The sequence below is a fragment of the Arcanobacterium phocisimile genome (assembly GCF_016904675.1).
Taxonomy (GTDB): Bacteria; Actinomycetota; Actinomycetes; order Actinomycetales; family Actinomycetaceae; genus Arcanobacterium; species Arcanobacterium phocisimile.
This window is the reverse complement of record NZ_CP070228.1, coordinates 698,374-724,792: the sequence shown is the minus strand read 5'-3', so window position 1 is coordinate 724,792 and position 26,419 is coordinate 698,374. Positions and strand designations below refer to the sequence as shown.

At 49.2% G+C, this 26,419-nt stretch carries 23 protein-coding genes and 2 pseudogenes; 14 read left to right on the top strand and 11 right to left on the bottom strand.

The genetic code is table 11. From position 1 onward, the window contains the following. Nucleotides 1-3: 3 nt before the first annotated feature. The 8 genes from miaB to JTE88_RS03165 all read right to left on the bottom strand — a co-directional run bounded on the left by miaB (nucleotide 4) and on the right by JTE88_RS03165 (nucleotide 8,103). Complete coding sequence (gene miaB / locus JTE88_RS03200; protein ID WP_204425345.1) at nucleotides 4-1,548, bottom strand: tRNA (N6-isopentenyl adenosine(37)-C2)-methylthiotransferase MiaB; 1,545 nt, start codon at nucleotides 1,546-1,548, stop codon at nucleotides 4-6. A 94-nt stretch (nucleotides 1,549-1,642) separates the two neighbouring features. After that, the gene (locus tag JTE88_RS03195; RefSeq protein ID WP_204425344.1) at nucleotides 1,643-2,227 is read right to left on the bottom strand and encodes a regulatory protein RecX; all 585 of its coding nucleotides are present in this window, start codon (nucleotides 2,225-2,227) and stop codon (nucleotides 1,643-1,645) included. 58 nt (nucleotides 2,228-2,285) lie between these two features. Further along, entirely contained in the window at nucleotides 2,286-3,332 is a 1,047-nt protein-coding gene (gene recA / locus JTE88_RS03190) for a recombinase RecA (protein ID WP_204425343.1), read from the bottom strand. Between the two features lie 287 nt (nucleotides 3,333-3,619). Continuing rightward, complete coding sequence (locus JTE88_RS03185) at nucleotides 3,620-3,856, bottom strand: DUF3046 domain-containing protein (protein WP_204425342.1); 237 nt, start codon at nucleotides 3,854-3,856, stop codon at nucleotides 3,620-3,622. Nucleotides 3,857-3,858: 2 nt separating this feature from the next. After that, a complete protein-coding gene (locus JTE88_RS03180; protein WP_420826935.1) occupies nucleotides 3,859-4,212 on the bottom strand; it encodes a helix-turn-helix domain-containing protein in 354 nt (117 codons plus the stop codon). A 133-nt stretch (nucleotides 4,213-4,345) separates the two neighbouring features. Continuing rightward, nucleotides 4,346-4,834, bottom strand: a complete 489-nt coding sequence (locus JTE88_RS03175) for a CinA family protein (protein WP_204425340.1) — start codon at nucleotides 4,832-4,834, stop codon at nucleotides 4,346-4,348. Nucleotides 4,835-4,839: 5 nt separating this feature from the next. Beyond that, nucleotides 4,840-5,424, bottom strand: a complete 585-nt coding sequence (gene pgsA, locus JTE88_RS03170; protein ID WP_204425337.1) for a CDP-diacylglycerol--glycerol-3-phosphate 3-phosphatidyltransferase — start codon at nucleotides 5,422-5,424, stop codon at nucleotides 4,840-4,842. A 54-nt stretch (nucleotides 5,425-5,478) separates the two neighbouring features. Next, nucleotides 5,479-8,103 carry an FtsK/SpoIIIE family DNA translocase gene (locus JTE88_RS03165; RefSeq protein WP_204425336.1) on the bottom strand — a complete coding sequence of 875 codons (2,625 nt, stop codon included), beginning with the start codon at nucleotides 8,101-8,103 and terminating at the stop codon, nucleotides 5,479-5,481. A 136-nt stretch (nucleotides 8,104-8,239) separates the two neighbouring features. On the opposite strand from JTE88_RS03165, the gene JTE88_RS03160 reads away from it, so the two are divergent. The 7 genes and pseudogenes from JTE88_RS03160 to JTE88_RS09040 all read left to right on the top strand — a co-directional run bounded on the left by JTE88_RS03160 (nucleotide 8,240) and on the right by JTE88_RS09040 (nucleotide 11,794). Continuing rightward, nucleotides 8,240-9,148 carry a 2-hydroxyacid dehydrogenase gene (locus JTE88_RS03160; protein WP_204425334.1) on the top strand — a complete coding sequence of 303 codons (909 nt, stop codon included), beginning with the start codon at nucleotides 8,240-8,242 and terminating at the stop codon, nucleotides 9,146-9,148. Continuing rightward, nucleotides 9,148-9,417 (top strand): annotated as a pseudogene (locus tag JTE88_RS09240) (histidine kinase dimerization/phospho-acceptor domain-containing protein); the annotation flags it as partial. The gene JTE88_RS03160 and the pseudogene JTE88_RS09240, both read left to right, overlap by 1 nt. A gap of 54 nt (nucleotides 9,418-9,471) precedes the next feature. Beyond that, the gene (locus JTE88_RS09045; RefSeq protein WP_239519552.1) at nucleotides 9,472-9,966 is read left to right on the top strand and encodes a sensor histidine kinase; all 495 of its coding nucleotides are present in this window, start codon (nucleotides 9,472-9,474) and stop codon (nucleotides 9,964-9,966) included. A 15-nt stretch (nucleotides 9,967-9,981) separates the two neighbouring features. Next, nucleotides 9,982-10,659 (top strand): response regulator, encoded by a 678-nt coding sequence (locus JTE88_RS03150; protein WP_204425330.1) that lies wholly within the window; start codon nucleotides 9,982-9,984, stop codon nucleotides 10,657-10,659. 213 nt (nucleotides 10,660-10,872) lie between these two features. After that, nucleotides 10,873-11,028, top strand: a complete 156-nt coding sequence (locus tag JTE88_RS09235) for a hypothetical protein (protein ID WP_366499767.1) — start codon at nucleotides 10,873-10,875, stop codon at nucleotides 11,026-11,028. Then, a complete protein-coding gene (locus JTE88_RS03140) occupies nucleotides 10,965-11,261 on the top strand; it encodes a hypothetical protein (RefSeq protein ID WP_204425328.1) in 297 nt (98 codons plus the stop codon). The genes JTE88_RS09235 and JTE88_RS03140 overlap by 64 nt, the downstream gene beginning before the upstream one ends. Before the next feature lie 2 nt (nucleotides 11,262-11,263). Further along, nucleotides 11,264-11,794, top strand: a pseudogene (locus JTE88_RS09040) (HipA domain-containing protein). 165 nt (nucleotides 11,795-11,959) lie between these two features. Here JTE88_RS09040 and JTE88_RS03125 read toward each other — a convergent pair. The 3 genes from JTE88_RS03125 to JTE88_RS03115 are packed head-to-tail and all read right to left on the bottom strand — an operon-like array spanning nucleotide 11,960 to nucleotide 17,696. After that, on the bottom strand, nucleotides 11,960-13,684 hold the full coding sequence (locus JTE88_RS03125; RefSeq protein WP_204425325.1) for an ABC transporter ATP-binding protein: 1,725 nt from the start codon (nucleotides 13,682-13,684) through the stop codon (nucleotides 11,960-11,962). Nucleotides 13,685-13,689: 5 nt separating this feature from the next. Continuing rightward, entirely contained in the window at nucleotides 13,690-15,429 is a 1,740-nt protein-coding gene (locus JTE88_RS03120) for an ABC transporter ATP-binding protein/permease (protein WP_204425324.1), read from the bottom strand. 32 nt (nucleotides 15,430-15,461) lie between these two features. Further along, nucleotides 15,462-17,696: a YcaO-like family protein gene (locus tag JTE88_RS03115; RefSeq protein ID WP_204425323.1), complete on the bottom strand. Its 2,235-nt coding sequence runs from the start codon at nucleotides 17,694-17,696 to the stop codon at nucleotides 15,462-15,464. A gap of 499 nt (nucleotides 17,697-18,195) precedes the next feature. Here JTE88_RS03115 and JTE88_RS03110 point away from each other — a divergent pair, with 499 nt between their 5' ends. From JTE88_RS03110 to JTE88_RS03080, 7 genes are all read left to right on the top strand, one after another. Continuing rightward, entirely contained in the window at nucleotides 18,196-19,323 is a 1,128-nt protein-coding gene (locus JTE88_RS03110) for a prolyl oligopeptidase family serine peptidase (RefSeq protein ID WP_204425322.1), read from the top strand. A gap of 7 nt (nucleotides 19,324-19,330) precedes the next feature. Continuing rightward, the gene (locus tag JTE88_RS03105) at nucleotides 19,331-20,359 is read left to right on the top strand and encodes a FecCD family ABC transporter permease (protein ID WP_204425321.1); all 1,029 of its coding nucleotides are present in this window, start codon (nucleotides 19,331-19,333) and stop codon (nucleotides 20,357-20,359) included. A gap of 18 nt (nucleotides 20,360-20,377) precedes the next feature. Further along, nucleotides 20,378-21,370 (top strand): ABC transporter substrate-binding protein, encoded by a 993-nt coding sequence (locus JTE88_RS03100; protein WP_091282028.1) that lies wholly within the window; start codon nucleotides 20,378-20,380, stop codon nucleotides 21,368-21,370. A 5-nt stretch (nucleotides 21,371-21,375) separates the two neighbouring features. After that, nucleotides 21,376-22,140 (top strand): ABC transporter ATP-binding protein, encoded by a 765-nt coding sequence (locus JTE88_RS03095; RefSeq protein ID WP_204425320.1) that lies wholly within the window; start codon nucleotides 21,376-21,378, stop codon nucleotides 22,138-22,140. A 157-nt stretch (nucleotides 22,141-22,297) separates the two neighbouring features. Further along, nucleotides 22,298-23,311 carry an ABC transporter substrate-binding protein gene (locus JTE88_RS03090; RefSeq protein ID WP_338021082.1) on the top strand — a complete coding sequence of 338 codons (1,014 nt, stop codon included), beginning with the start codon at nucleotides 22,298-22,300 and terminating at the stop codon, nucleotides 23,309-23,311. A gap of 31 nt (nucleotides 23,312-23,342) precedes the next feature. Continuing rightward, entirely contained in the window at nucleotides 23,343-25,133 is a 1,791-nt protein-coding gene (locus JTE88_RS03085; RefSeq protein WP_204425316.1) for an ABC transporter permease, read from the top strand. Between the two features lie 47 nt (nucleotides 25,134-25,180). Then, the gene (locus tag JTE88_RS03080) at nucleotides 25,181-26,305 is read left to right on the top strand and encodes an ABC transporter ATP-binding protein (RefSeq protein WP_204425314.1); all 1,125 of its coding nucleotides are present in this window, start codon (nucleotides 25,181-25,183) and stop codon (nucleotides 26,303-26,305) included. Nucleotides 26,306-26,419: the final 114 nt, after the last annotated feature.

The following is a 26,419-nucleotide window of genomic DNA, read 5'->3' as shown; positions in this document are numbered from 1 at the left end:
GTGTTAGTTCTTTCGGACTAGGATACCTGGAATGCCGAGTGAAACTGGCGCACGTCCAGCGGCTTCTTCAGCGAGCTGTGCTTTGCGGCGTTCACCGGATTCGTAGGCGTCTCCCGCACGTGTTGGACGTACTTCAAACAATCCGCCGTCGAGTGCGGAATCGGCGACGAGGTGCGAGGGTGCCGCATGGGTGACGATTGCCGACACCATATCCCCTGGGCGCGGCTGGGGGGCAAGTTCGTTGGGCAATGCAATATGGACGAGGCGGTTATCTGCCGCACGGCCGGTTATACGTGCCGTGGCGGCATCCTTTCGGCCTTCGCCACTAGCGATGAGCACATCAACCCGTTGGCCGACGAGTTTCTCATTTTCTTCAAGCGTGATCCGCTTTTGTAGCTCGTGGAGGCGCTGGTAGCGTTCGGAGGCTACTTCGGCCGGAACCTGGTTGTCCATATCAGCTGCCGGAGTACCTGGGCGCGGTGAGTAGAGGAAGGTGAATGCTGAAGCGAAACGAGATTTTTCGACGATATCGAGGGTCGCTTGGAAATCTTCTTCAGTTTCGCCTGGGAAGCCAACAATAATATCGGTGGTAATGGCAGCATGCGGGATACGCTCACGAACCCGATCGAGAATACCAAGGAATTTCGCCGAGCGATATGAACGACGCATTGCCCGCAAGACGGCGTCTGAACCCGATTGTAACGGCATGTGCAGCGACGGCATAACATTTGGTGTTTCTGCCATGGCGTCGATGACATCGTCAGTGAATGCTGCCGGATGTGGCGAAGTGAAGCGCACACGCTCTAGCCCTTCAATATCTCCACAAGCGCGCAGCAACTTGGCGAACGCTCCGCGATCGCCAAAACCTACGCCATAGGAGTTGACGTTTTGACCCAGGAGGGTAACTTCGATCGCTCCTTGAGAAACGACTGCCTCAATTTCGGACAAGATTTCGCCTGGTCTACGGTCACGTTCTTTTCCGCGCAAATGCGGCACGATGCAGAAGGTGCAGGTGTTGTTACATCCTACTGAGATGGAAACCCAACCGGCATATGCGGATTCGCGGTGGGTTGGTAGCGTGGACGGAAAGACCTTTAAGGATTCTTCAATTTCCACTGCAGCTTTTTTATTGTGCCGAGCGCGTTCAAGAAGTGCTGGTAAAACATCGAGGTTGTGGGTTCCGAGGACAACATCCACCCACGGTGCCCGCTCAACGATACCTTCGCGCAATTGTTGCGCTAGGCATCCGCCAACTGCGATTTGCATTCCCGGGCGGGAATCTTTAACTGCTTTAAGCTGACCGAGATGTCCAAACAGCTTATTCGCAGCGTTTTCGCGCACCGAACAGGTATTAATGACGAGAATATCGGCTCCTTGATCACCGGCTTCGGTGGCACGAGCAGCCTTTTCGGGTACGAGCTCGACGGGCACTACCCCCGCATCATCTAATAAGCCGGCTAGTCGTTCAGAATCGTGTACGTTCATCTGGCACCCTAAAGTGCGTACCGCATACGTTTTGAGTTCTGAACTACCTTGTGTGTTAGTCATCGATTGCCTATCCATCTCGTATGTCCTACAACCGGCCAGTCTAGTAGAGGTGGTTGTTGCCTGGCACCTCGAGGCATATGCGATTTTAGACGCACTATGCTTCGTCTTGGAGAGATTCCAGCGCCTGATTGAGAGCCTGGCTGATATGGCTCGGACTAAATCCGCGCCGGGCGAGTGCGCCATATAATCGCCGCTTGATAACGTGGGGCTCAAGCCCGCGCATCGTGCGGATCTTGCGTATCGCAAAATCTTGCGCCGCTTGGCGTTCATCTTCCCCATCGATCTGTTCTAACGCGGCTTGGGCTATTTCCGGATCGATTCCTTTGCGTGACAGCTCTTGTTGTAGCCCCCGCCGAGAGATTGTTTTTTCCGCGAATTTCGATCGCACAAACATCATGGCGAAACGTTCATCATTGACCAGGTTGGCAGCAATAAAAGCATCCAGCGTCGATTCGATAATCTGTGGTGGGACGAGATTGCGTTCCATCGATTGACGCAGTTGTGCCACCGAACGTTCCATCATTCCTAGTTGCCGGTAACAGAGATCTTTTGCGTACTGGATCCACTCTTCTTCACTACGTGCTTGCGCGCGTTCTTTCTTCCGCTGAGCAATCTCACTCGCAGACCGATACTTGCGTTTAGCAGATCGCTCCTCAGCATCTTCAGCGTAATTCACCATGATTTCACCACTAACAGTTAGGGTAGCTATCTTCCCAGACAACTACCCTAACTATCGCTTACAGCTCTGGAGCTTCTTCTGGTTCTTCAATCGGTGTGCCATCTTTATTGATGCCAATCGAAGCGAGAACTTTACGTTCGATCTCTTCAGAAATTTCTGGATTATCTAGTAGGAATTGGCGAGCCTTTTCCTTACCCTGACCCAGCTGATCGCCTTCATAGGTGTACCAGGAGCCTGAACGACGAACGATTCCAGTATCAACAGCGAGATCGATAATGCCTCCTTCGGTGGAAATACCCTTACCGTAGAGGATATCGAACTCAGCCTGCTTGAATGGTGGCGCCATCTTATTCTTGACGACTTTGACGCGGGTGCGGTTACCAACCGGGTTCGAGCCTTCCTTCAACGTTTCAATGCGGCGTACATCCAAGCGCACTGAAGCATAGAACTTCAACGCCTTACCGCCAGTAGTTGTTTCTGGGTTACCGTAGAAAACACCGATCTTTTCACGCAACTGGTTAATGAAAATTGCGGTAGTTCCCGCAGCAGAAAGTGCACCGGTGAGTTTACGCAATGCTTGCGACATCAAACGAGCCTGCAAACCGACGTGTGAATCACCCATCTCGCCTTCGATTTCAGCCTTCGGCACGAGGGCAGCAACGGAATCGATAACGATAATATCTAACGCTCCCGAACGGATCAGCATATCGGCAATCTCTAGCGCCTGCTCTCCAGTATCTGGCTGAGAGACGATCAGCGCATCGGTATCAACGCCGAGCTTACGGGCATATTCTGGATCTAAAGCATGCTCAGCATCCACGAAGGCGGCAATACCTCCCATTTTCTGAGCGTTTGCCACGGCATGCAACGCCACGGTGGTTTTTCCAGAAGATTCAGGTCCATAAATTTCTACCACGCGACCACGAGGCAAGCCACCGATGCCAAGCGCCACATCCAGCGCCAAAGAACCAGTAGGAATAACTGCGACGCGTTGTGGCGGAGCATCACCCAACCGCATAGCTGAGCCTTTCCCAAACTGTCGATCGATTTGGCCGAGGGCAGTTTCGAGCGCCTTGGTACGCGCTTCCTTATCTTTTGCAGCCATAAAGCTTCCTCACATCCGTGATAGTAATGAATGAACAGAACAGGTCCTTTACACGAGACCTCTCCCCGAGTACCTCATGAGAACAGCTTATGCCCGACCTCCGACATAAAACGTTGGCGCCTAAACATTCGGTGGAAAGGACGTACCTCCAACGTGTTCCGTGGACAACCTTATCCGAACACTTGTTCGATTTCCACCCGACATTCATAGATTTCACCCGACACCCATGAGCCACATATTCCTTGAAAAACAAGAAGAATGGGCGACTAAAAGTCGCCCATTCTTCTTCATCCATCGAGACTCACATCTCGTGGATGAATCTTATGTAAGTAATCAAATCTTTCTGGAAGATCCATACTCCTGCGCAATGCGCTCCACACTATCTGCGGATCCATATGGTCTTCTAAAGCCTGTTGCGCAGTCCGTGAACCCAGCTCTGGTATCACCAGATCGTTAACTAATCCATGCCCTAATCCAGGCGGAAAAGCTCGCTCAACACACTGCCAGAACTCCGTATGCTTCATTACTAGCCACGCATAGCAGCCAATTCAGCACGCACGATCGATTCTGGAACAGAATCCGGAATACGTGGCTTGCGCATCATTGGCGGGATGCGACCTTCAGCAACATCGATGCGATCTGCAACAAGGCGAAGTACGTGGCTCATTGGCACGTTGAGCGCCATAGAGATCGACTGTAGCAATTCAGAGGACGCTTCCTTCTGGCCGCGTTCGACTTCCGAAAGGTAGCCAAGTGAGACTCGGGCATCAGAGGACACTTCACGAAGTGTGCGTCCTTGACGCTGACGGTACTCACGAAGGACTTCGCCCAATTCACGACGGAACAGGACAGTTTCGCGGGTGGTGTCATTCATAGTCATCTTTATTCAACCTCTTCTTGCCAAGCTATTTCAGCTCTTGGCATTAGCTTTCATCAATAAGCTCAACGCCTCTTGATGTAGATATCTTCCCAAGTGAACCTGTGAATTGCCTGAATAGCTCCTGCACAAGCTCTCAAACACATTCAATTTCCGCTAGAAGCCGGGACAAACTCGCTATCACTGTACGATACCTCACATCGGATCGGTCGCCGTCAAAATCGTACACGAATCCTTGCGCATCTCCTCCACGCCGCCACAGTCCAATCCACACGTGACCTGCCGGATGCCCATCAGCTGGACCCGGACCAGCTACTCCGGTTGTTGCCAAAGCTGCATCCACATCAAACAACTTCCCAACGCCAGCGGCCATCTGCTTGGCCACTTCACGGTCAACCGGGCCGAAGTCCGCTAGACGTTGCGCATCAACACCTAACACATGCGCTTTGGTATCCGTAGCGTAAGTAACTGCTCCCCCACGAAAAACGCGAGAAGCTCCCGGTACAGAGACAAGCGTAGAAGCTAATTGTCCACCTGTCAGGGATTCAGCAACCGCTATTGTTAAACCCTTTTCGGCACAACGTTCTAATAACTGGTGAGCTAAATCGTCTTGGTACTCAACCATGAAAATCACTCCGCTTCAGGCTGTGAACTAATCTTTCGCGCTTCGACGATGTATTCCACTGCGCTGCTAATGGCAAAGACCAACGCGATGCCCATTAGTGCATAGGACGCAGTAACTAGCAAATCAGCTATTGTCAGAGGTAGAAAGGTATGCCATGGCAAAATCAAGCCAGCAATACCAAATGATTGAGCGACCATCTTAATCTTGCCGCCCATACCCGCAGCCATAACCTTCTTCTTCACCATAAACATACGCATGAGGGTGATACCTAGTTCGCGCACGATGAAGATGATGGTCATCCACCACCATAGTCGCCCATGCCATGACAAAAGCAAAAGCCCAGAAATAATGAGCGCCTTGTCGGCGATAGAATCTGCGAGTTTTCCGAAGTTAGTCACCATATTGTATTTACGAGCATAGTGACCATCGAGTTTGTCGGTAAAAGCAGCGATCGCAAAAATTCCCCACGCCAACCAGCGGCGCGGATCAGTATCTTCGATAAAGGACACGACAAATACCGGCACAAGTGCCAATCGGATAACCGTGAGCACGTTGGCGATATTGAGATTAGAGATACGCTTTTCTTTCACACTACTATCATAGAGGTTTTATTACCAAAGTGTAACTAACGCACCGGCAGGCTTTCAGCGACCAGTGAGTTGCCACGCATCCTCGCCCGATTCACCTTCGTCGTCAAGCTCGTCGTCATACCAATTTTGCGCAACCGGCATTTCGCTGGTTGCTTCTAACGGGTCAGTTTCGTAGCGATTCGTAGACATCACGACGGTACCTTCGTCAGCGTTGGCATACTCTTCGGTGTTCACGATCTGCGTTGCCTCAGCGTTCACGTCACCGTCGACGATTTCCCCATTAGCAATATCCTCAATCGCCGGATCGTCCTTCGGCGCCGAAAGATCGACGTCTTCGCCCTTAATGAGTGCGATGACATCGTCGAGTTGATCTGGGGTGACCAGCACATCGCGTGCTTTTCCGCCGGTTCCCGGCCCAACGATTTCGCGCGATTCGAGCAGGTCCATCATGCGGCCAGCTTTAGCAAACCCGATACGCAGCTTTCGTTGAAGCATAGAGGTTGAGCCGAACTGGGTATTAACAACGAGTTCTGCGGCTTGGAGCAAGACGTCGAGGTCGTCACCGATTTCGTCGTCGACCTTCTTCACTTCACCGGGCTTCGGAATGACATCGTCACGATACGACGGCTGCATTTGTGCCTTGACGTGCTTGACGGTGGCGCCGATTTCTTCTTCGTCCACCCAAGCGCCTTGCACACGCATAGGCTTCATCGAGCCTGCTGGTGCGAAGAGCGCATCACCCATACCGATGAGTTTCTCGGCACCCACCGAGTCGAGAATTGTACGTGAATCGGTTGCCGACGACGTCGAGAACGCCAAACGTGACGGAACATTCGCCTTGATCAGGCCGGTAACGACGTCGACGGATGGCCGCTGGGTTGCCAAAACCAAGTGGATTCCAGCAGCCCGCGCCAACTGAGTAATACGCTGAATGGAGGCTTCCACGTCACGCGGAGCGACCATCATCAGGTCAGCTAATTCGTCAACGACGACGAGCAGGTAGGGATACGGTTGAAGATTGCGCTGCGATCCCTCGTGTGCGGTAACTCGCCCTTCGTTAACTGCCGCATTGAAATCGTCGATGTGCTTAAAGCCGTAAGCAGCCAAGTCATCGTAGCGTTGGTCCATCTCACGCACCACCCATTCGAGCGCTTCAGCAGCCTTCTTCGGGTTAGTGATAATCGGGGTGATTAAGTGTGGGATGCCAGCATAGATTGTTAGTTCAACGCGCTTCGGATCGACCAGAATCATGCGTACCTGCTCTGGGGTGGCACGCACCATAATAGAGGTGATCATCGAGTTGATGAACGAAGATTTACCGGCACCGGTTGCACCAGCAACCAGCAAGTGAGGCATCTTTGACAGATTTGCAACCACATACTGCCCGCCAACGTTTTTACCAACGCCCACGACAAGTGGATGGGTTTGCTTACGTGCCACTGAAGATCGTAGGACGTCGCCGAGGAGAACAGTTTCGCGGTCCGCGTTCGGAATCTCAATACCGACGGCGGACTTGCCTGGGATCGGCGACAAAATACGGACATCGGAGGATGCTACAGCGTAGGCAATGTTCTTCGACAGCGACTCGATTTTGTCGACCTTCACACCAGGTCCGAGCTCAACTTCGTACTGGGTAACTGTTGGGCCCCGCGAGAATCCGGTAACTTCGGCGTCGACCGAAAATTCGGAGAAGACGCGGGTGAGGGATTCGACAACCTTGTCGTTAACCTCCGAACGCTCCAGGTGTGGTGGTCCTTGTTTGAGCATCTCCATTGACGGCAAGGTGTAGGTGATATTCGAGGCAAGTTCGAGCTGCTCGATACGTTCCGGCAATGGTTCTGGCTTGGGCGCTTTGCGTTCTGGTTCGCTCGCAGTTTTTGCTGGAACCGGGGCGACTGGAGCTGGCCGGGAGGCTGGCTTTGGCTCAACAGGCTGCGGTTTTTGCGCTTTAGCAGGTTGCAGGATTTGGGTAGCGTCGGCTGCCTTCGCCTTCTTTCGTGGGCGACGCAGACGTGAAACTGGTTCTTCGTCATCGATTTCTTCTGGGTGATCGAACGGAACCGACGGCGTGTGCTCTGGCTCGAATTCGGTACGTTCGGCACGTTTGTTCGACACCCAATCCATAATGTCTTTGACGGAGGTGCCGGTGGCGTACAGCAGTGCATACATGATGAGGAAGACTAACGATGGAATCGCGCCCCATACTGACAGTAGTTTCGCTAATCCAGTTCCCACCAGGAAGCCGATCAACCCGCCGGCTGCCTCGATTGCTGCAAATCCGTCGGTGACCATAGGTTGCCCCATAAAGATATGGATCATGCCGGTTACCGCGACCACGATCAGTGCGATACCTACAAGGAAGCGTGGCGTGGAATCGGCACGCGAGCGCCAGAAGAGTTTAACGATAATGCCGAGGAGGACGATAGGTACAAGGACAGACAGCACGCCAACGAAGCCTGCTGTTGCATGGTGTATTACTGGGCCGATAACGCCAGCTAGTCCGAACCATTCGCGTAATGCGACGATGATGGTCAGACCAATCAGTATGAAAAGCCGGCCACCGTTTCCACCGAGGATACGATCCGATGCGCTCAGCGCCGGAGCTTCTGGTTCGGCTTTGGCGCGTGCGGGTTTCTTCGGTTTACGTGATGAACTCTCGGCTGATTCAGACCGTGCCACTATGTTTCCTCCTCTTTGCTATGCGATGGGCATAGCTGTTAGTTAGCCTAGGACGTTTCCGAAAATAGTTCATTAGTGGCGCGCCGGATGGTCGATGATTGCGACCCAGATCGCTCCCATGCATTACGCTAAAGGTATGGCTTTTATTGTTTCTTCGCCCAACGATATTGTTCGCGGCGCTCTCGAAAAATTTGGTTCCGATGTTCAGATCGTTGATTGGGATATTCGCGGTCCGGCACCGGTGAAGAAAATCGACATGGTTGTTACGCCGTTGATTAGTGGGAATCCAGAATACCAGTATCTTGACGACGTCGAGTTCACCTATATGCAGTGCTCGACTCTCGGATACGAGGCGGTTCTCCCCCATCTTTCGGCTCACCATGTTTTGGCTAACGCGAAAACTGTTCACGAAACATCGACGGCGGAGTTGACGCTTGCGCTCACCCTTGCGATGCAGCGCCAAGTTCCACGTTCGGTGCGCTCCCAGGCTGCCGGGAATTGGGATACATTCTATTCGCATGGTTTAGCTGATCAGCGTGTTGTGCTGGTGGGGGTAGGCGGCGTCGGAACAGCGATTGCTCAGCGTTTGGCGCCGTTCGAGGTTGATCTGGTGCGTGTTGGTCGTAGTGAACGTGACGACGCCGATGGTCATATTTTCGCTACATCGCAGCTTCCGCAATTGTTACCGGACGCCGATATTGTTATTTTGATTGTTCCAGCAACCAACGAGACGCGCGGCATGGTTGACGACAAGTTCTTGAGCTTGTTGAAGGATGACGCGTTGGTTGTGAACATGGCTCGCGGCGTGATTGTCGATACGGATGCAATGGTGAAGCATGCTGACCGGTTACGCTTCGCGTTCGACGTCGTTGATCCGGAACCGCTACCAGCTACTCACCCGCTCTATGCTCACCCTAACGTGCTTATCTCAGCACACAATGGCGGATATTCCGAGGCTTTAGCACCACGCCTCGAGCGGTTAATTGAACGCCAAGTTCGCCACCTGCTCGCTGGTGAGGAACTCGAAAACATTATTCGACGTTAATGCTCATGGTCATACTATTGGTCACATTGACGACACTGTGCGGCATCAGCGCAGTCATGTGGTTATGGACGTACCGTTTGCTACGCAAAACACGGCAACAAAACGCCACTCTACAGCAGCGCGTCTTATCCAACCTTGTTTCCCCAGCATATCTTTCTCACGAAATCCGAACTCCATTGACAGTTATCAAAGGCGCCTCAGAGATCCTGACGACTGGGGATTTGGGACCAATCAGTTCCGTCCAAAGACAATTCCTGAATACCATAGCTGAAAATTCAGCAACGGCCTGCGCTCTAGCAGAGGATTTTCTAGTACTGTTTCGTATGGAAAAATCGCTCGCCACTGTGGATCTAGTAAAGATCGACCTTCGGCAACTCATCCGCGAGGCAGTTCACGAATTCCGAATTATGCACCCGTGCGATATTCGCCTTGATAACCACGGAGCACCAATTTTTGTCGAAGCAGATCCACGCATGTTGAAACAGGTCGTATGGAATTTACTAACAAATTCCATACGACACGGTGGCAAGAATGTACAAACTTTTATTCGCGTCTCTTCCGACGATGGAATTGCTCTTGTCGTTGTCGAAGACAACGGAAAAGGTATTACAGCTCGTCCATCTTCGCCTCAAGCCTCCCCGTCAGCCCTAGAAGTACATGACGATTTACCGCAGGCCGGTTCTGGAATAGGAATGAAAGTCGTAGACCATATCATTGCTGCGCATCGCGGAAGGCTGATTATTGATACTGTACTTGGCAGTGGAACCCAAGTACTTATTCAGCTCCCGATTCACGGGACACACAGCTTTTTCTGCTAGAACGGAAGAAATAGTATGAACGTTGTCCTTGTTGTCGATGATGAACCTCAAATTCGCGCCATTATCGGATTCGTTGTTGAATCAACCGGGCGGGAATGGATAGGCGCGCAAAGCGCAGAAGAAGCACAAGAAATATTGAAAATTCACAATGTTGAACTCGTATTGCTTGATGTCATGTTACCAGGATCAAGTGGAATCGAGTTATGCCGTTCTATCCGGAAGAGCTCCACACCAGTTATCCTTTTATCGGCTCTGGGCGAGGAAGAGGACCGTATCCGAGGCTTGGAGGCCGGAGCAGACGATTATATCGTTAAACCATTCTCACCGCCTGAAGTCGGCTTGCGCATTGAGGCGATTCTACGGAGACGTGGTGAAACTTCGTGGAGCGAGGCCGAAGGCATCCGAATTGATTCAGACACCGGTGAATTGAGTTTTGCCGGATCGACGACGGTGTTGCCGGCGATGGAGTCTCGCGTCTTGGAGCAACTCTTGCATAATAACAATCGCACGGTGAGTTTCCATGATCTGTTGCTTCACGTATGGAATACGGATGAGAGTGTGGGTGGGCGTGAAATGGTGCGGATTACGGTGCATCGGTTGCGTGCGCATTTGAAGGCTCTTGGGGTACGGGAGAATCTGATTGAGACGGTGCGCGGAACGGGCTATCGGGTGCGTCAGCAGTCAACTACATGATTTAATGTTCACTTCACATAACATAAAGATATATATTGTTATGTATTAAGAACATTATAGAAGATGAAAGAAATGGGGAGCTCATGAAAAGTAATGACTTTGTTACTCGTCAGAATCTCCTAGAATTCGGTAAACACCTCCGCAACTGGCAAATTTGTTTCAAGCGAGTTTACCTATGATTCAGAATGGCTTCATCGCAGAGATTCTTACGCAATTAGTCCAGATCTACCGCTCACTAATAAAACTCTGCCATTTTTCGGAAACCCGTCCTTACCTGGTGCAATTGATGATGCAGGACCAGATTCTTGGGGCAAAAACTTATTCGCATCCAGCAAGGTCCTCAAGAGCTATCTATTTTTGATTATATAAGCCTTGTAGACGATAGAAGCCGGATGGGAAACCTACGGTTTTTCAGCAATGGTGAGTTACTTGCAGAGCACACTTCTCTTCTCCCAACAGAAAATGACGTTCTTTCTATTGCAGGTAAGGCTCAAAATCTCACTCATCTTAGCGAAGAAGATATTTCACATATTGCTTTCGCAGGATCGTCTCTCGGTGGCGCGCGTCCCAAAATTAACGTAATTGATTCACTTTCGGGCTGAGCTTGGTCAAATTTTCATATAAATCAGATGATGATGACGTTGAAGCGTGGGAAGCTGTTGCACTCTCATGTGCACGTGATGCAGGACTGCCTGTTCCAGAATTCCGCCTTGTTCGGATTGACACCTATGGTTCAGCATTGATCGCTAAAAGGTTTGATCGAATTGGAGACGAACGGATCGGATATATTTCCGCCACCTAGCTTCTTCATCTTCACAATCTTTCTCAACCATATTCCTTCGAAATGCTGGCGAGCTATATGGATTCTTTCTGTGTCTCTCCCTGTGAAGATAAGACGTCCCTTTTTGATCGGATCGCTCTATCAATCATTTTGAATAATGTTGATGACCACATGCGAAACTATGGTTTCATTCGCAATGATAAAGGATGGAGTTTGGCTCCACTTTTCGATGTCTCGCCAGATTTTCGTTCTCAAAGGATTGCAGGAACACCCATTCTTCATAACAGCACAGGTTTTCAACGTAATAAGAAAGAACTAATCCAAGCCGCCCATTGTTTTGGCCTTACAGCTTAACAAGCAGCCGGACATTATTCCCAAATTCAAGAAGCTTGTTCTGCGTTTAAAGATTATGCAAACACCTATAACATCGCAGAAATTGATGGCAATATCCTCGTCAAAAATATCGAACAACAATTAAACGAATAACACGCGGAGCCTTGAACACGTGCTAGCACGACCCTAGGATAGCTGGTCTCCTAATAATTCCTGATATGAGGGTTCGTGCATGAGTTGTTCGTGAGTACCTTGTGCACATATCTGGCCATTTTCGAGTAGGATTATATGGTCTGCCATCAAGATGGACGTCAATCGATGTGCGATGACGATCGTTGTTCGGTTGTTTCGTAGAGTCCTGACATTGTGAGCGATACTCGATTCTAGGATCGGATCGATATTTGCTAGGGGTTCGTCGAGTATGAGCATCTCCGGATTGCGCAAGAAGGCGCGGGCAATACCGATACGTTGGCGTTCTCCTCCAGATAGTGTTGTCCCACGGTCGCCAATGTGAGCGTCTAAACCGCCAAGTTGGGTGACTAAATGATCGATGTGGGCAGCACGAAGGGATTCCCATATCTCCTCATCGGAGGCGTTCGGAGCGGCTAATGCGAGATTATGCCGTACAGTTCCGGCGAATATATGGCAATCTTGCGGAACGAGCGCGAGTTGTTTCCGGTAGTCATCAGGACCATACGATCGTAGGTTGGTTCCATTAAACCTGAGTTCGCCGTGTTGCGGGTCTAAGAATCGCATGACTAGGTTGGCGAACGTCGTTTTTCCGGCACCGGATCGCCCCACCAGAGCTATTGTCTGGTTTGGCTTTGCAACAAGACTGACGCCGTTGACAACAGGTTCGTTTGCGTAGGAGAAAACGACGTTCTCGCTGACTAACGTTCCTTCTTCATGTTCTCGCGTGAGTGATTGCATCTCTATAGCAGCAGGTATTGGATCTGGAGCAGCGATGATAGTGTTAATACGTTCTGCGCAGGCGCCAATTTCTCCAATTCGTCCCATCATGGCAACGAACGTCATTGTTGGCATCACACACATATTTGCCGTAACGATGGCGATTGGCAATATTTGTCCATCACTATGCCCATCAAGAACGCGGCCAGTGAGGATGATCAGAATGATGGTTGTCCCTACTGCAGTGATGACCGAGGCAAATGTACTTTCCCAGGTTCTGCGCAGCATTTGGCGAGCGTATATATGTTGGACTCTATCGGCGATTTCTCCGATGTGTGCATGCTGATGCTCGGTCATTCCCAAAGAACGTAATTCGCGTTGTCCTTGGATGGAATCAAGCACAGTTGCTCGTAAATCCACGAGCCCGGATCGTAAAATCTTCCCTTGCTGGCGTTGAATCGGCATAAGAAGTAATGGAAAAACTACCATCAGGGCAATCGGAATGATCATGACAAGAGCGAGAGGTCCGATAAGCACGTATAAAATGGATATAAGAATGCTTGGAGTTACCACCGCGCAGACAGCTGTGGAGGCGGTGTGGGCGTAAAACCATTCAAGTTTTTCTGCATCGTCCATGGCTGCCGATGCGATATCTGCCGTGCGGCGTCCGTGAAGGCCTAAAGGCGCAATGCGGCTAATAGCAGCATATATATGGCGCCTGAGTGTGTGAAGAATCCGGTAGGCAACTTCATGGGACCACCACACTTCACATAGGGTTGCTACGGCCTGCGTAAGAACCAAAGTCCCCAAGAGAGCCACAAAACCAGTGAGTTCTGCGTGCGTATCGAGGAGAAAAGACGTGGAAATCCACACTGATGTTATCCCCGCGCCAACGACTGCTAATTGCGCTAGCATCGTGACGATCGTGGATGCTATAAAAAGTGGGAGACATTCGTGTAACCGCACCATCAGTTGCACGATATTGTTCATGGTGTTCTTCATATCTGCTACTGTCTTTTCTGCATTTCAAGGAGGCGCGACCATGCTGATTCTGGATCTTGAGCTAAGAGATGTGCATTACCAGAACACGCCAGCTCTCCATGAGCCATCACGATAATGTGATCCGCTTTCGCGGCAGTATCAATTCTGTGCGTTACGAGTATCAAGGTCAGATCAGGACGAGCCGTTCTTATTCCGGTAAGGAGTAGTTCTTCCGTATGCGTATCAAGTGCAGATGTGGATTCATCCAAGATCAACACGTCAGTGTTCCGGATGAGTGCTCGCGCAATCGCAAGACGTTGCTTTTGTCCACCTGATAGATTCGTTGCATGTTCGTTTATAAACAGATCCAACACATGATTGTGCGAACAGGTGTCCTCCATTTCCATCTGCAACATATCTGCCTGGGCTAGCCGAAGCGCACTAATCATGTCGTCGTCGTTCGCGTCCGGTTTAGCCATGTGGAGAATTTCTCGCACAGTTCCTGGGAAAATAAGTGGATCTTGAGGAACTAACGTCACTAACTGAGATATATCAATATCTGCAGGGTTGTTCTCTCCCACCAGTACAGAGCCTGATTCTGGCTGATCGAACCCCATAAGTAATCCGAGTGCCGTGGATTTTCCTGAACCTGATGATCCTACTAAGGCAGTCGTTTGCTTTTCTGCAATGGTGAGGTTGAGGCAAGGAAGCGTTGGAGTATCGGACCCCACATACGTGTAAGTTACGTTCTGAAACGTGATAGTCAAAGGCACGTCCTTGTGAGTTTCTGGCTCTTTTTTACAGTTTTCTGTGGCGGACATAGATAAGATGCTGTTCATCGACGGCAATGCAGAAATGCCAAAGAATGCCTCATGCCAGGATGCTGACAGTTGGTTGAACGGCCGGAACATCTCAACCGATACCAAGGTCACTGTAAATACGTCGCCAATTTTAAGGCTCCCCGACCGAACCTGAATAAAAGCAATGATCAATGCTACAGCAGGCCCTAGGCCTTTCATTAACGTACTGAGCCCCGTCTCCCCTAAAGAAAGACGTAACTGCCCGAGCGTCGTCGCCAATAAATCACGTGACTGACGCTCAAGTCGTTCTCCGTACGCACCCGCTGCGCCAAAAGATTTCAAGGTAGTCATACCGAACATCGCGTCAATAAAATCTGCGTTCAATTCTTCGTAAGCTGCCCAGTGAGATTGACCTCGCTCCGCTAAAGCTTTGTCCCATAGTCGAGGAATAGCCACCACAGCAATCCCACACGTCAATAACACAACGGAAATTAACGGCGATATCATCGCAAGCCCAAATGCGAGCCCTATTGCTGTTACTACTGTAACAACCAGCTGGGTAAAATATTTAATAAAGTAGGTTTCAACCGCTTCAACGCCATCTGTTATCACAGATTGAACAACGCCCGCCCTATCAAGCCCAATTCGCATCGGCCCTTGTTGCTCAACTTTATTCAACAATGTTTGACGAAGATTGCGCTTCACGATTAACCCGGCACGGTTCTGTGCAAGCTGCCCAACAACATCTATCAGTGGGCGAATCAGAAGTAACACTGACACGATACACACGAACCAGATGATTCGCGTTGTATCTCTTTCGCCTAGTAACTCTACGAATAGGCGCGCATTAACTAGCGCTGTTATGACGTATATACAGGAAACGACGAGGCCGATCACGATACACGGGAGCAAGAGAATCACACGTAAACCTGCTGATCGAATAACCATCATTTGTTGAGTGAACATGCGTTATTACTTTCTTTGTGAGATGAGCCTGCTCATGCATGCGGCATCGGAAATAGATTTATCTCAGCATCCGTCAAGGCACGTTCTCGCCATCCAAGTTCTACCGCTTCACGCGCCACGACACCTTGCCCTAGATACGGGAACGCAGCCGGAGAGTTCCCAACTGAACCCGGGACAAGAGCACGTACCACCCTCAAACCACACGAAGCTACATCAGGGGACGTGATATCAACGATTATGACGCGCTTCCCTCGAGCTTCAATTTTTTCTACATAGGAAGCAAGAGAATTGTCTTTTAGGTGAGGAACACTATTGGCCTGACGCGTTGCTGGGCGATCAATCAAATGTGCAACACGCCGTACAGCACGTGGATCCAGAAATACTTCTTGTTGTACGAGTAAATCGTCAACATCTTTCATATCTTGGCGGAAGTCATCCAGATAGCACCGATCGCCGCGCCATTTTTTATAGGATCTGCCAGGCAAGAAGCCTTCTGCAATAGCTTTCCAATGGACTCCCTCTGGATTTAAGAGATCAAGGGCACCTTCTTGCAACGTTAACGCCTCGCTCCATGCTTTTAACGCAGCATCATCTATCGTTGAACGACACGAGAAACCAACATGTACCAATTGGTGTGAATCATTATGAACGATTCCAGCTGCTACAGGCACATCAAACGTGTTATCAAGATGGACCAAGGAAGGGCGCAGAATATCTTGTGAACTCTCAAATAGCTGGCATTGTCCTGGCGCTAATTCAATACTCGGAAGAGCCTGTGCATTAAGCCACCACACCATCGTGGCATGGCGTTCCAAGATCTCGCTGACTCCTGAACGCGTAGCTTGTTCTATTGTTTCGCCTGCCGCAACTCCTGCAAAAGCTGGAAAGTTCACGCGAGGTTCATGGTGGTACTGATTCGTATACCAGTTGACATACACAAGAGAGGCAGGAACAAAAACGGGAGAATCCGAACCATAATAACGGCCTTCTACCCATGAAACTGGCAAATCATGAGAGAATTTTTCAAAAGGAAAGCCTGGTTCCGCATATTGTTGTTCAGAAAACAATACTAATTCTGAAGGATCAAGAACAGGGTAGCCACGTCGAAGAAGGCTATCGTAACTTCCATGAATAACTGGGAGAAGATCAATAAGATTCGAACAGTATCGCTCTACAGACTCCCCGATTGCGGACTTCATGTTATATTCAATTTTTTTCTTTCGTTCCGAACCAGCACAAGTATCAGAAATAAGCGTGGAACCTTGACAGAATACCGTATTGGCATACCCCGCTACCCGAGCCAAGTCGGTGACTCTAGCTTGTGTTGTGTGAAGAGTTTTAGGCATCGAAGGAGAATAACGGACCTCATTCAACTCTCTAACTATGCCGAATTTTGAGTCTACCAGGTATGTTGGTGGGTGTATCTGAATTTGTTTTGAGGGTCCGTTAATAAAGGAACACTGCAGTACTGCACGCACATCTAGCTGACCATCTAACCCAATTTCCCAGACAGTATCGAGTGGAGATACTCCTTCTTTGTTTTCTACGTCTTTCTTAATTAGTCCCCTTACCAGATGTGCAAGCATTTCCATTGCAGGATGAGCAGAGATTAAACGACTGAGGAAGTTTCCCCATAACGCTGGTTGTAACTCTGCCAAATAAACTTCTTTATTGATAGCGTTTCCCCATGATCGTTTCATACAATCAGAAAAACGTGCACCTTTCCCATCTTGAACAACTGGGCCAAACAAGAATGATCTCGCAGCATAGTCAACCACTGCCCAGGTTATATCTAAAACTTCTAAAGCCCTCACTTCATCAGCAAACAGCTGACGCGACCCAGGGCCTCTACATATAAGTAGAAATCCTCCTCGAATAACTTCATACGAGCACTCTCGGATGGTTTTAGAAGAATACTGGGCCTTGACCCCCTCATTATGTAATATTGCCACCAAGCGTGTCCCAACAGGTTCATAACCACATACAAGAACCTCAACGCCGCTTTCGCCTTGGTGTACATGACAGTCATTTTCAGCAATAACTGCTTCATTGCAAGGACGTTCAATTGGAAGCACAGATCCATGCTTAAGAAGCATCTTTTTGAGAGGGACACCCAAACAATCAAGATCTTGACATTCTTCAGCACGTTTGATTTCCTCAATAACGGAATACGTGTTAGCAGTCACAATTATCTTGGCATCATCTACACAGTGGATCAAAGTACGTCCTTCAGAAAGGTGACGAGCCTCAAGACATAACGAAAACATCTTCTCTTACCATCCGATTTTCAATACACACTATTGAAAATGTGGAAGGCGATAGATTTCCTACCACCTTCCATATCACCCATTTTTGCTATGCCCACGCAAAGGTTGGCGTGACTTGAGCGTGATGGCAATGCGGAACAGTAATCTGATCCGTAATAGTTTCGTCTACCTCAATGATTTCAATATCGGACATAATGTTCTCCTCTTTGACGAACATCCTTTTCACTACAGGATAGCCAGGTTAGGCTAACCTAAGTCGATTCTAACCATCCAACACTTTTTTCACAAGAACCAAATTTCCCCAACTAAGGTTATCGACACAGTAAAAATGAATTGTTCCAAGGTCTTGAACTTAGGTAAACCTAATTATATATTTTTGTCCATGCACACTCGATTCCCTTCCTTGATGGAGTATATAGATCTACAACAACATAATGAAAACGCTCAAAGAGCTACGTTGGAGACATTCTCGGACCCCGCATCCCGCTTTAAAGGGAAGATGAGCCAAATTAATGGATGCGCACATATTCAAGGCACACAAAAATGTTATTTAACGTCCGCGATCTCAAATGAGAATTCTATCTATATCGGACACTACGATGCCGCTTGTGCAATAGTTTTCTCTTCAAAAGGTTCAGCTAAGGCACTAGTTACCGGATTCGATCTCCCAGCGGGGAACCGAATAGATGTTCTAAGTTACACAGCAAAAAACATATTATTCCAAACATCTTCCTTTATCGACCCTGGAAAAATATGGAGTGTGGATTACCCCTCAGGGAAAGTCAAGCTTCTAGGATCCCTATCTACCCTTGTTCCCAATCAAGGATTGCACTATCGTCGACTTTCTTCTTTTTCAGTTGATGGCACCAAAATCCCAATCGATTGCTATGGTTCATTCGATCAACCTCGGCCAACAATAATACACATATATGGAGGTTTTGGAATTAACAATGACCCTTTTTTCTCCTTCCCTATTTATGCTTTATGGCTAGCTCAAGGAGGCAATATCGTCCTTGTCCGCAGTCGTGGCGGAAGAGAGTTTGGTCCAGCATGGCATACCGCTGGACAACGATCAGGACGATCTCTCGTTAGGAAAGACGTTGAAAATAGCGTAAGGACACTCATCCAAGAAAACATATGTAATGCAGATACAACTTTCCTTCATGGTATGTCACATGGCGCGCTTCTTACAGCAATAACAGCGCTACATGCTCCTGATCTCGTAAAAAATATTATCTGTCAAGTTCCTATAACCAATACCAAGTCTTTATTAGAGAATAAATTTGGTTCTTCCTGGATAACAGAATATGGAAATCCAGAGAGTGCTGACTGGGATAGGTTCATGGCATCCGAGGATCCAATCTTTTTTTATCCTCGACACAGTCTCCCCTCAGACTCAACATGCTATATCTCTGGCTATGTTAATGACCAAACAACACCAATAGTTCATTCGGACCAGTTGGCTCAAAAACTGGCAGAAATGGGATCTCAAGTTACATACAAACGATATAATGTCCCTGGTGACCATCACGGCGCTAAAAATAAAGATACCCGCATAAAACACACATATGAGTTATGGGCTTACCTTGAGAAAACGACGTCACGCCGTTTTCATAACAATATTTAGGGAAACTATGCTCCTCACAAGAAAATCACGCCTATTAATCACCCTTGTCACCGCAATAATTCTCAGTGTCAGCCTGATCCTTGCCATCATGATCGGGGCAAGCGATATCTCAATCAGCTCTACTGTGGACGGAATTTTCTACGCCTTCGGCACGTCGGATAGTTCACCTACAGACGTCGATTTACAGATCATCATCGAAATACGAATTCCGCGCGCGCTCCTCGGAGCAACTATCGGCGCGGGGCTCGCTATCTGCGGGCTCATAACTCAATCTCTTTTACGCAATCCTCTTGGCGATCCATATATTTTAGGTATCTCTTCTGGCGCGTCCGCCGGAGCTGCGCTCGTTATCGTCGTGGGAGCTTCGAACACGTTGTTGGCTTCATTAGGAGTCACTCTGGGCGCCTTCTTTGGAGCTTTAATCGCAATCGCCGCGGTTTCGTTTCTTGCCACGGCTGGTGGTGGCGCTTCCCCTACCCGAATTATTTTTGCGGGAATGGCAGTCAGCTATCTGTTTTCCGCCCTCACCAGCCTCATTGCTATTTTGGCGAAGAATGCTGCAGGAACGAAGTCGGTTATGTTCTGGACGCTTGGTTCACTTGGTTCAGCTTCGTGGAACGACGTCGGGATCGCATCGATCACCACAAGCATCGCGTTCATTCTGTTCTTTGTTTTTGGACGACGAATCGACGTGTTAAATCTTGGCGACGATTCAGCTCGAGCGTTAGGCACACACCCAGCGTTTTATCGAAATCTTTTATTTATCATCGTTGCATTTACTATCGCGGTGCTCGTGTCCTTAACCGGCGCAATAGGTTTCATCGGACTTGTGGTTCCACATCTTGCCAAGCTACTGGTTGGAGAGATGACTCGTTGCGCACTTCCACTCACTGCCTTGCTTGGTGCCATTCTGGTTGTCAACGCAGACATCTGTACACGAATTATGCTGCGCCCCGCAGAACTTCCTATTGGAATTCTGACCGCCATCGTTGGGACTCCTATGCTCATGGTCCTTATCAAAAAATATGCCTCATAACTATCAAAGGAATACCTTATGAAAACTAGCAGAAAACTTGTATCGGGAATATGCGTGCTAGCTCTAGTTGGAGCTTTGGGCGCGTGTTCCACTCCTTCTGGAAAAGCAGAAGCTTCAGATTCTATTGCCTACGATTCTCCGGTAGTAGTGAAGAACTGTGGGCAAGAGACCACACTAACCAGGATTCCAACAAAAGTAGTCTCTATGGGAGTCACTGGTTTGGCGTATCTTCTTGCCGCAGGAGGCGAGAACAATGTTATTGGGCGTGCCAACGAATGGGGCGAACAAGCAGCATCATGGATGGGAAAGCGCGCGGATTCCATTCCCGTTATCACAGATGACGCACTTTCGATCGAAGGGCTTATGAGTGTAAAGCCAGACTTGGTGTACGGCGGAGGCTTCGATTCAGCTGGCCTCTCCCCTTCGAGTGTTGCCGATAAGGGAATTCCCGCGATTGTTGATTCTTCAGAATGCCACTATTTCTACCCAGACCAAACCCCTGATGAATCTTTCACAACTATTCTTCGTGAGATCACCCAGCTTGGAAGAATACTGGGAACCGAAGATGCCGCACAAAAAACTGTACAAGATCTTCAGACTCGCATCGCAGAAATCAAAAACGAACAACCCGGTCATGGAGAACGAGTCTCCTATGCCTACTACTTCGGCGAAGACGATGGCTTGTTTAGTTACGGAGAACAAGGTGTCATTGGTGATATCAACAAAACACTTGGCATCCATTCGGCAATCGATCCGAACTACCATCCACACCAAGGCCCGCTCGCACCCGAAGTATTCGTGAAATCTGATCCAGATATGATCATCATTCTGACGGGCATGGGCGGTGCAACCAAAGAAAGCACGCTCAAACGGCTTGAAAAGATTCCAGGATATGGCGATATGAAAGCAGTTAAAAATAACCGGATCTACTATGCGGAATCTGCGATGGCCTACGCCTCCCCTAGTGCCATTTACGGAACTATCGATCTTGCCCAACAGCTCAAGAAATAACACTCATGTCTGATTTCCCTCTCTCAGTACGAAACGCTTCCATCAGCTTCGGAGAACGAACAGTTCTTAACCACGTTTCTTTCAATGTTTTACCTAACCGAATTTTGGGGATTGCGGGCCCCAATGGTTCTGGTAAAACCACGTTGTTACGGTCACTCTTCGGTGCACAACCATTACACGAGGGGGAAATCAGACTATTCGATGTGCCTCTTAAAAAGCTCAAGCCTTCGCAGATTTCGACCCAGTTAGCTGTTGTTTCTCAATTCGAATATGACGCAAGCCGTATGAGAGTGTGGGATCTTGTTATGCTTGGCCGTGCCCCGCATCGCAAAGACATGCAAGGATACAGCAAAGTTGACGTGACACATGCGCAGCGTGCGCTGTCATTAGTCGGCATGTCCGACGCGAAGGATCGTTATCTCCACTCTTTATCGGGAGGTGAACGGCAGCGTGTGCTCATTGCGCGTGCACTCGCCCAAGACTGCCCGTGTATTGTGCTTGACGAACCCACGAATCATCTAGATATCACGTATCAGCATCAGATCCTGGCTCTCATACGTGAGCTATCAACAACCGCAGTTATCGTACTTCACGATCTCAACCTTGTCTCTCGATATTGCGATGACGTTATCGTGTTAAAAGACGGAAAGGTCGCCTGCTACGGGACGCCATCCGATGTACTCACGCCCTCAACCATCAGAGAAACATATGATATCGATACGTTAGAGGTCCGCGATTCTGGAATGAAACAATTTATCTTTCGTGGCTAAATATTCGTGCATGTAACACATCTGTAACGATCTGTAACAGAAAATGCTCCCTAAAAAGGCATCATATGTGAGACTGTGGAATCATCACAATGATGTGATTTATGCAAAGGAGCAACCAATGTCATCGTTGACTAAAAAATCGTTTACACTAGTCTCCGTGCTCACTTTAGGAGCCGTTTCGCTAACTGGATGTGCAGTTGACGAAGGTAAACAAGCAGAAGGTAGTGGAAGCCTGACAGTCGCTTGCGGCGCACTCGATCAGCTATGCCAAAAGTGGACCGAAACATTCCAAGAAAAAACTGGTATTCCAACTAAATTTGTCCGTCTTTCGTCAGGTGAAACAGTAGCTCGTCTCACCGCCACCAAAGGGAATCCAGAATTTGATATCTGGCACGGAGGCCCAGCAGACGGATTCGGCGCCGCAAATGAAGAAGATTTGTTAGAGCCTTATAAGTCACCAGAAGCTGAAAAGATTCCGGCGAAGTACAAGGATGAAAAAGGCACATGGACCGGAGTTTATATCGGCGTGCTCGGCTTCTGCTCTAACCAGAAACAACTTGCTAAGCTCGGTTTGCCCGCTCCAGAGTCATGGGACGACCTGCTCAAACCAGAACTGGCTCAACAAGTCGAATCTGCCCACCCATCAACCTCGGGTACCGCCTACACCACACTCTGGGCACAAAACCTCCGACTAGGAGGCGAAGATGCAGCTATCGATTACATGAAGAAACTCTCTGGAAACATTCTCCAATACACAAAGTCTGGTACTGCGCCCGGCCAAGCAGCTGGACGTGGCGAGGTAACTACCGGAATTTCATTCATTCATGACTGCGCTCTCTATAAAGAACAAGGCATGAGCGACATGGTTATCACTACACCTAAGGATGGAACCGGATACGAAGTCGGTGGCGTAGCAATCATCAAAGGCACCAAGAATCTTGACCTAGCGAAAAAGTATGTTGATTTTGCTATCTCGCCTGAAGCACAGAACATTGGACCTGAGGTTGGTTCCTACCAGGCACACACTCATCCAGATGCCAAAGACGATCCTCGTATCACCAAGCTTGACGAAGTCAACCTACTCACTTGGGACTTCGCCGAAGCTGGCGCAAAGCGAGCTGAACTAACAAAACGGTTCGATAACGAAGTCGTCGCGCCACCGTCGAAATAAGTTGTCACACGAATAGGGAGCGACAAAAATCATGAGCACTGCACCAATAGTTGGAGCGGTTCCGCCACAGCCAGGCACAGATACAACTGCTACTGCGCGGGAAATCCGACGCACCATTCAGAACAAACGTAAACACGGACGAGACGTGCCAACGCTAATCATTACCATCGTCGTCGTCTCTATTCTGTTACTCCTCACAGTGTTCCCGCTAATCCGCGTCTTCTCAGAGGCACTCGGCGAACGCGGCCTTGAAGTATTAACGTCTATGGTTTCCGATCCTTACCCTCGGCAAATCATCGTCAATACTCTCATTCTCGGGGTTGTGGTCGGATTAGCGGGAACGCTCATCGGGTTCCTGTTGGCGTTTGCACACGTTCGCCTTGACTTCAAAGGCAAGAAACTTCTCAATCTACTAGCACTCATCCCGATTGTTGCGCCACCATTTGCAGTTGCAACCGCAGTCATTACTCTTTTGGGACGCAACGGCATCATCACCAACGGGTTACTGGGCCTAGATAATTTCAATATCTACGGTTTAAAAGGCATGGCCTTAGTACTCACGCTTTCTTTCTTCCCAGTTTCCTATATGAATTTCCGTGGGTTATTGTCCACTCTCGATCCTTCGTTAGAAGAAGCCGCAGCGGATTTGGGAGCAAGCAAATGGAACATTTTCACACGCATTACCCTGCCACTCATGTTGCCTGGTTTTGCAGCATCGTTCTTGTTGTTGTTTGTTGAAGCAATCGCAGATCTGGCAAACCCACTAGTGATCGGTGGCGATTTTACTGTGCTTTCGTCCCGGGCATATATCGCGTTCACCGGCGAATACGACATTCCTGCTGGTGCTGCCTACTCCCTCATTTTACTCGTACCATCTCTGTTGGTATTTATTATCCAGCAGTACTGGGTTGGACGAAAGAACACTGTGACTGTTACCGGAAAACCAGCCGGTAAGAAGAAGCTCATCACAGATAATTCTTGGCGGATTCCAATCCTCGCCGCCGTCGGGCTCGTTGTGGCAGTCATTATTACTCTGTATGTCACCGTTATTATTGGATCCTTCGTCAACATTTTAGGTGTTGATAATACCTGGACATTGGATAACTACCGTTACGTCCTATCCGGCATCGGCAACGAAGCAATCCTCGATACCACCGTGATGGCGCTCATCGCAACGCCTATCGCTGCTTTCCTTTCTATGATCATCGCATGGCTGGTAGTAAGAAAACTCAAGCATGGGCGCGGAATTGTTGATTTTATCGGCATGCTCGGTCTGGCGGTACCCGGTACTGTAGTCGGCTTGGGATACGCTATTTCGTTTAATAACCCAGTCATTTTTGGTGGCCGTATGTGGCTTCCGGCTCTTGGTGGCGGTGCGGCACTCTTCGGTGGAGCAATTGCCATCATTATGGTCTACGTCATCCGTTCGGTGCCCTCCGGCCAGCGAACAGCAATCGCCACCTTGCAACAAATATCGCCATCTATCGAAGAAGCCTCCGCATCCCTTGGCGCTGATTCGTTCAAAACCTTCCGCAAAGTCACATTGCCGCTGATTAAGCCGGCACTCGCGGCTGGTTTGATCTACGCGTTCGCGCGGGCCATGACAACCCTCTCCCCCGTGATTTTCTTGGCCACTCCAGATGTTCAGATTATGACGAAGAAAATTTTGGCAGAAGTTGATGCTGGCCGATTCGGAAACGCGTTCGCGTTTTCAATGGTGTTGTTCTTGATCGTCATTGTAGTAATCGGAATTATCGAACTGATTCTTGGCGATGGTTGGACAAAGTTGAAGAAAAAGCTACCTAACAGTAGCCACAAATAATAGTCAATTCATACTGAACGTGCACGAACCTAGGAAAGAAACCTCTCATGAATAAGACAACAACTTCCCCAACAGGCCCGCAAGGACGCGTGGTTCTACGAGATATTATCAAAGAATTCCCTACCGATCATGGCGTTTTCCGCGCTGTCGATGATGTGAATATTGAGATTGAGCCGGGCGAGTTTTTAACTCTACTTGGGCCTTCTGGCTGTGGAAAGACAACAACACTACGCATGGTTGCCGGTTTCGAAACACCATCCTCTGGCGTTATCGAACTCGATGGCAAGGACATCGTGGCAGTGACACCGGAAAAGCGGCCGATGACTATGGTGTTCCAATCTTATGCGCTCTTCCCTCATCTGACAGTCCGCGAGAATATCGAATATGGCTTAAAGATCAAGAAAATGAAGCGCGCTGAGATGGACTCTGCTGTGGATGCAGTGTTGGCATCGATGAGTTTGACGGGTTTGCAAGACCGCGCTCCTTCTCAGCTTTCTGGTGGCCAACAACAGCGCGTGGCGTTAGCCCGAGCAATCGTCATGCAACCGAAAGTATTGTTATTCGATGAACCGCTCTCTAACCTGGATGCCAAGCTCCGTGAACGCATGCGTATGGAATTACGGCAGATGCAACGCCGGCTGGGGATCACCTCGCTGTATGTGACCCACGATCAGTCTGAAGCTATGACCTTGTCAGATCGGGTGTTAGTGATGAACAACGGCCGAATCGAGCAGGTGGCATCTCCCGAAGAAATCTACCGCCACCCTGCTACCGTGTTTGTTGCTGATTTCATTGGACGAGCAAACTTCTTGCCTTGTGACGTTCTGGAGCGAGGCAGTGGTCAAGTGCGGGTGAATGTGTTGCAAGCGGAGTTAGCAGTTCCGGCGCATAGTTCAGTAGCCGGTAGCGATGAAACAGTTGTCCTCGTCCGCCCAGAATCGATGCGCCTCGTAGGACTTGCCGATAGCGATCCACGCGCAATCGTTGGCCGCACGGTTCGCGTATTATCTAGCGTGTTCTTCGGTGACCATGTTGAATACGAGGTAGAAAGCGAATCCGGCACGATCGTTGTGATTGAATCCGATCCGAATATCGACAAGATCGCTGCCGAAGGTGATTGGGCGAGAATCTCCTTCGATCCGCGTAAAGCGTGGGCGTTGCCAGCAGCTTGATGCTTAGAATTACCTCTCCACTGGTGGCCGGGTTCTGAGATTTTTCAGAACCCGGCCACCTCTATGGCGCCTCTTGTACATCCAGTTTGCATTTCCAGCCAAAAACCCGCAGAA

Excerpts from the sequence above, each read along its gene's own strand:
- JTE88_RS03080 (WP_204425314.1), top strand. The coding sequence starts at position 25,181 with ATGAATAAGACAACAACTTCCCCAACAGGCCCGCAAGGACGCGTGGTT.
- JTE88_RS09045 (WP_239519552.1), top strand. The coding sequence starts at position 9,472 with ATGGAAAAATCGCTCGCCACTGTGGATCTAGTAAAGATCGACCTTCGG.
- JTE88_RS03185 (WP_204425342.1), bottom strand. The coding sequence starts at position 3,856 with ATGAAGCATACGGAGTTCTGGCAGTGTGTTGAGCGAGCTTTTCCGCCT.
- JTE88_RS03115 (WP_204425323.1), bottom strand. The coding sequence starts at position 17,696 with ATGTTTTCGTTATGTCTTGAGGCTCGTCACCTTTCTGAAGGACGTACT.
- JTE88_RS03100 (WP_091282028.1), top strand. The coding sequence starts at position 20,378 with ATGAAAACTAGCAGAAAACTTGTATCGGGAATATGCGTGCTAGCTCTA.
- JTE88_RS03195 (WP_204425344.1), bottom strand. The coding sequence starts at position 2,227 with ATGGTGAATTACGCTGAAGATGCTGAGGAGCGATCTGCTAAACGCAAG.
- JTE88_RS03160 (WP_204425334.1), top strand. The coding sequence starts at position 8,240 with ATGGCTTTTATTGTTTCTTCGCCCAACGATATTGTTCGCGGCGCTCTC.
- JTE88_RS03095 (WP_204425320.1), top strand. The coding sequence starts at position 21,376 with ATGTCTGATTTCCCTCTCTCAGTACGAAACGCTTCCATCAGCTTCGGA.
- JTE88_RS03150 (WP_204425330.1), top strand. The coding sequence starts at position 9,982 with ATGAACGTTGTCCTTGTTGTCGATGATGAACCTCAAATTCGCGCCATT.
- JTE88_RS03180 (WP_420826935.1), bottom strand. The coding sequence starts at position 4,212 with ATGACTATGAATGACACCACCCGCGAAACTGTCCTGTTCCGTCGTGAA.
- JTE88_RS03110 (WP_204425322.1), top strand. The coding sequence starts at position 18,196 with ATGAGCCAAATTAATGGATGCGCACATATTCAAGGCACACAAAAATGT.
- JTE88_RS03085 (WP_204425316.1), top strand. The coding sequence starts at position 23,343 with ATGAGCACTGCACCAATAGTTGGAGCGGTTCCGCCACAGCCAGGCACA.
- JTE88_RS03105 (WP_204425321.1), top strand. The coding sequence starts at position 19,331 with ATGCTCCTCACAAGAAAATCACGCCTATTAATCACCCTTGTCACCGCA.
- JTE88_RS03175 (WP_204425340.1), bottom strand. The coding sequence starts at position 4,834 with ATGGTTGAGTACCAAGACGATTTAGCTCACCAGTTATTAGAACGTTGT.
- JTE88_RS03120 (WP_204425324.1), bottom strand. The coding sequence starts at position 15,429 with ATGTTCACTCAACAAATGATGGTTATTCGATCAGCAGGTTTACGTGTG.
- JTE88_RS03125 (WP_204425325.1), bottom strand. The coding sequence starts at position 13,684 with ATGAAGAACACCATGAACAATATCGTGCAACTGATGGTGCGGTTACAC.
- recA (WP_204425343.1), bottom strand. The coding sequence starts at position 3,332 with ATGGCTGCAAAAGATAAGGAAGCGCGTACCAAGGCGCTCGAAACTGCC.
- miaB (WP_204425345.1), bottom strand. The coding sequence starts at position 1,548 with ATGACTAACACACAAGGTAGTTCAGAACTCAAAACGTATGCGGTACGC.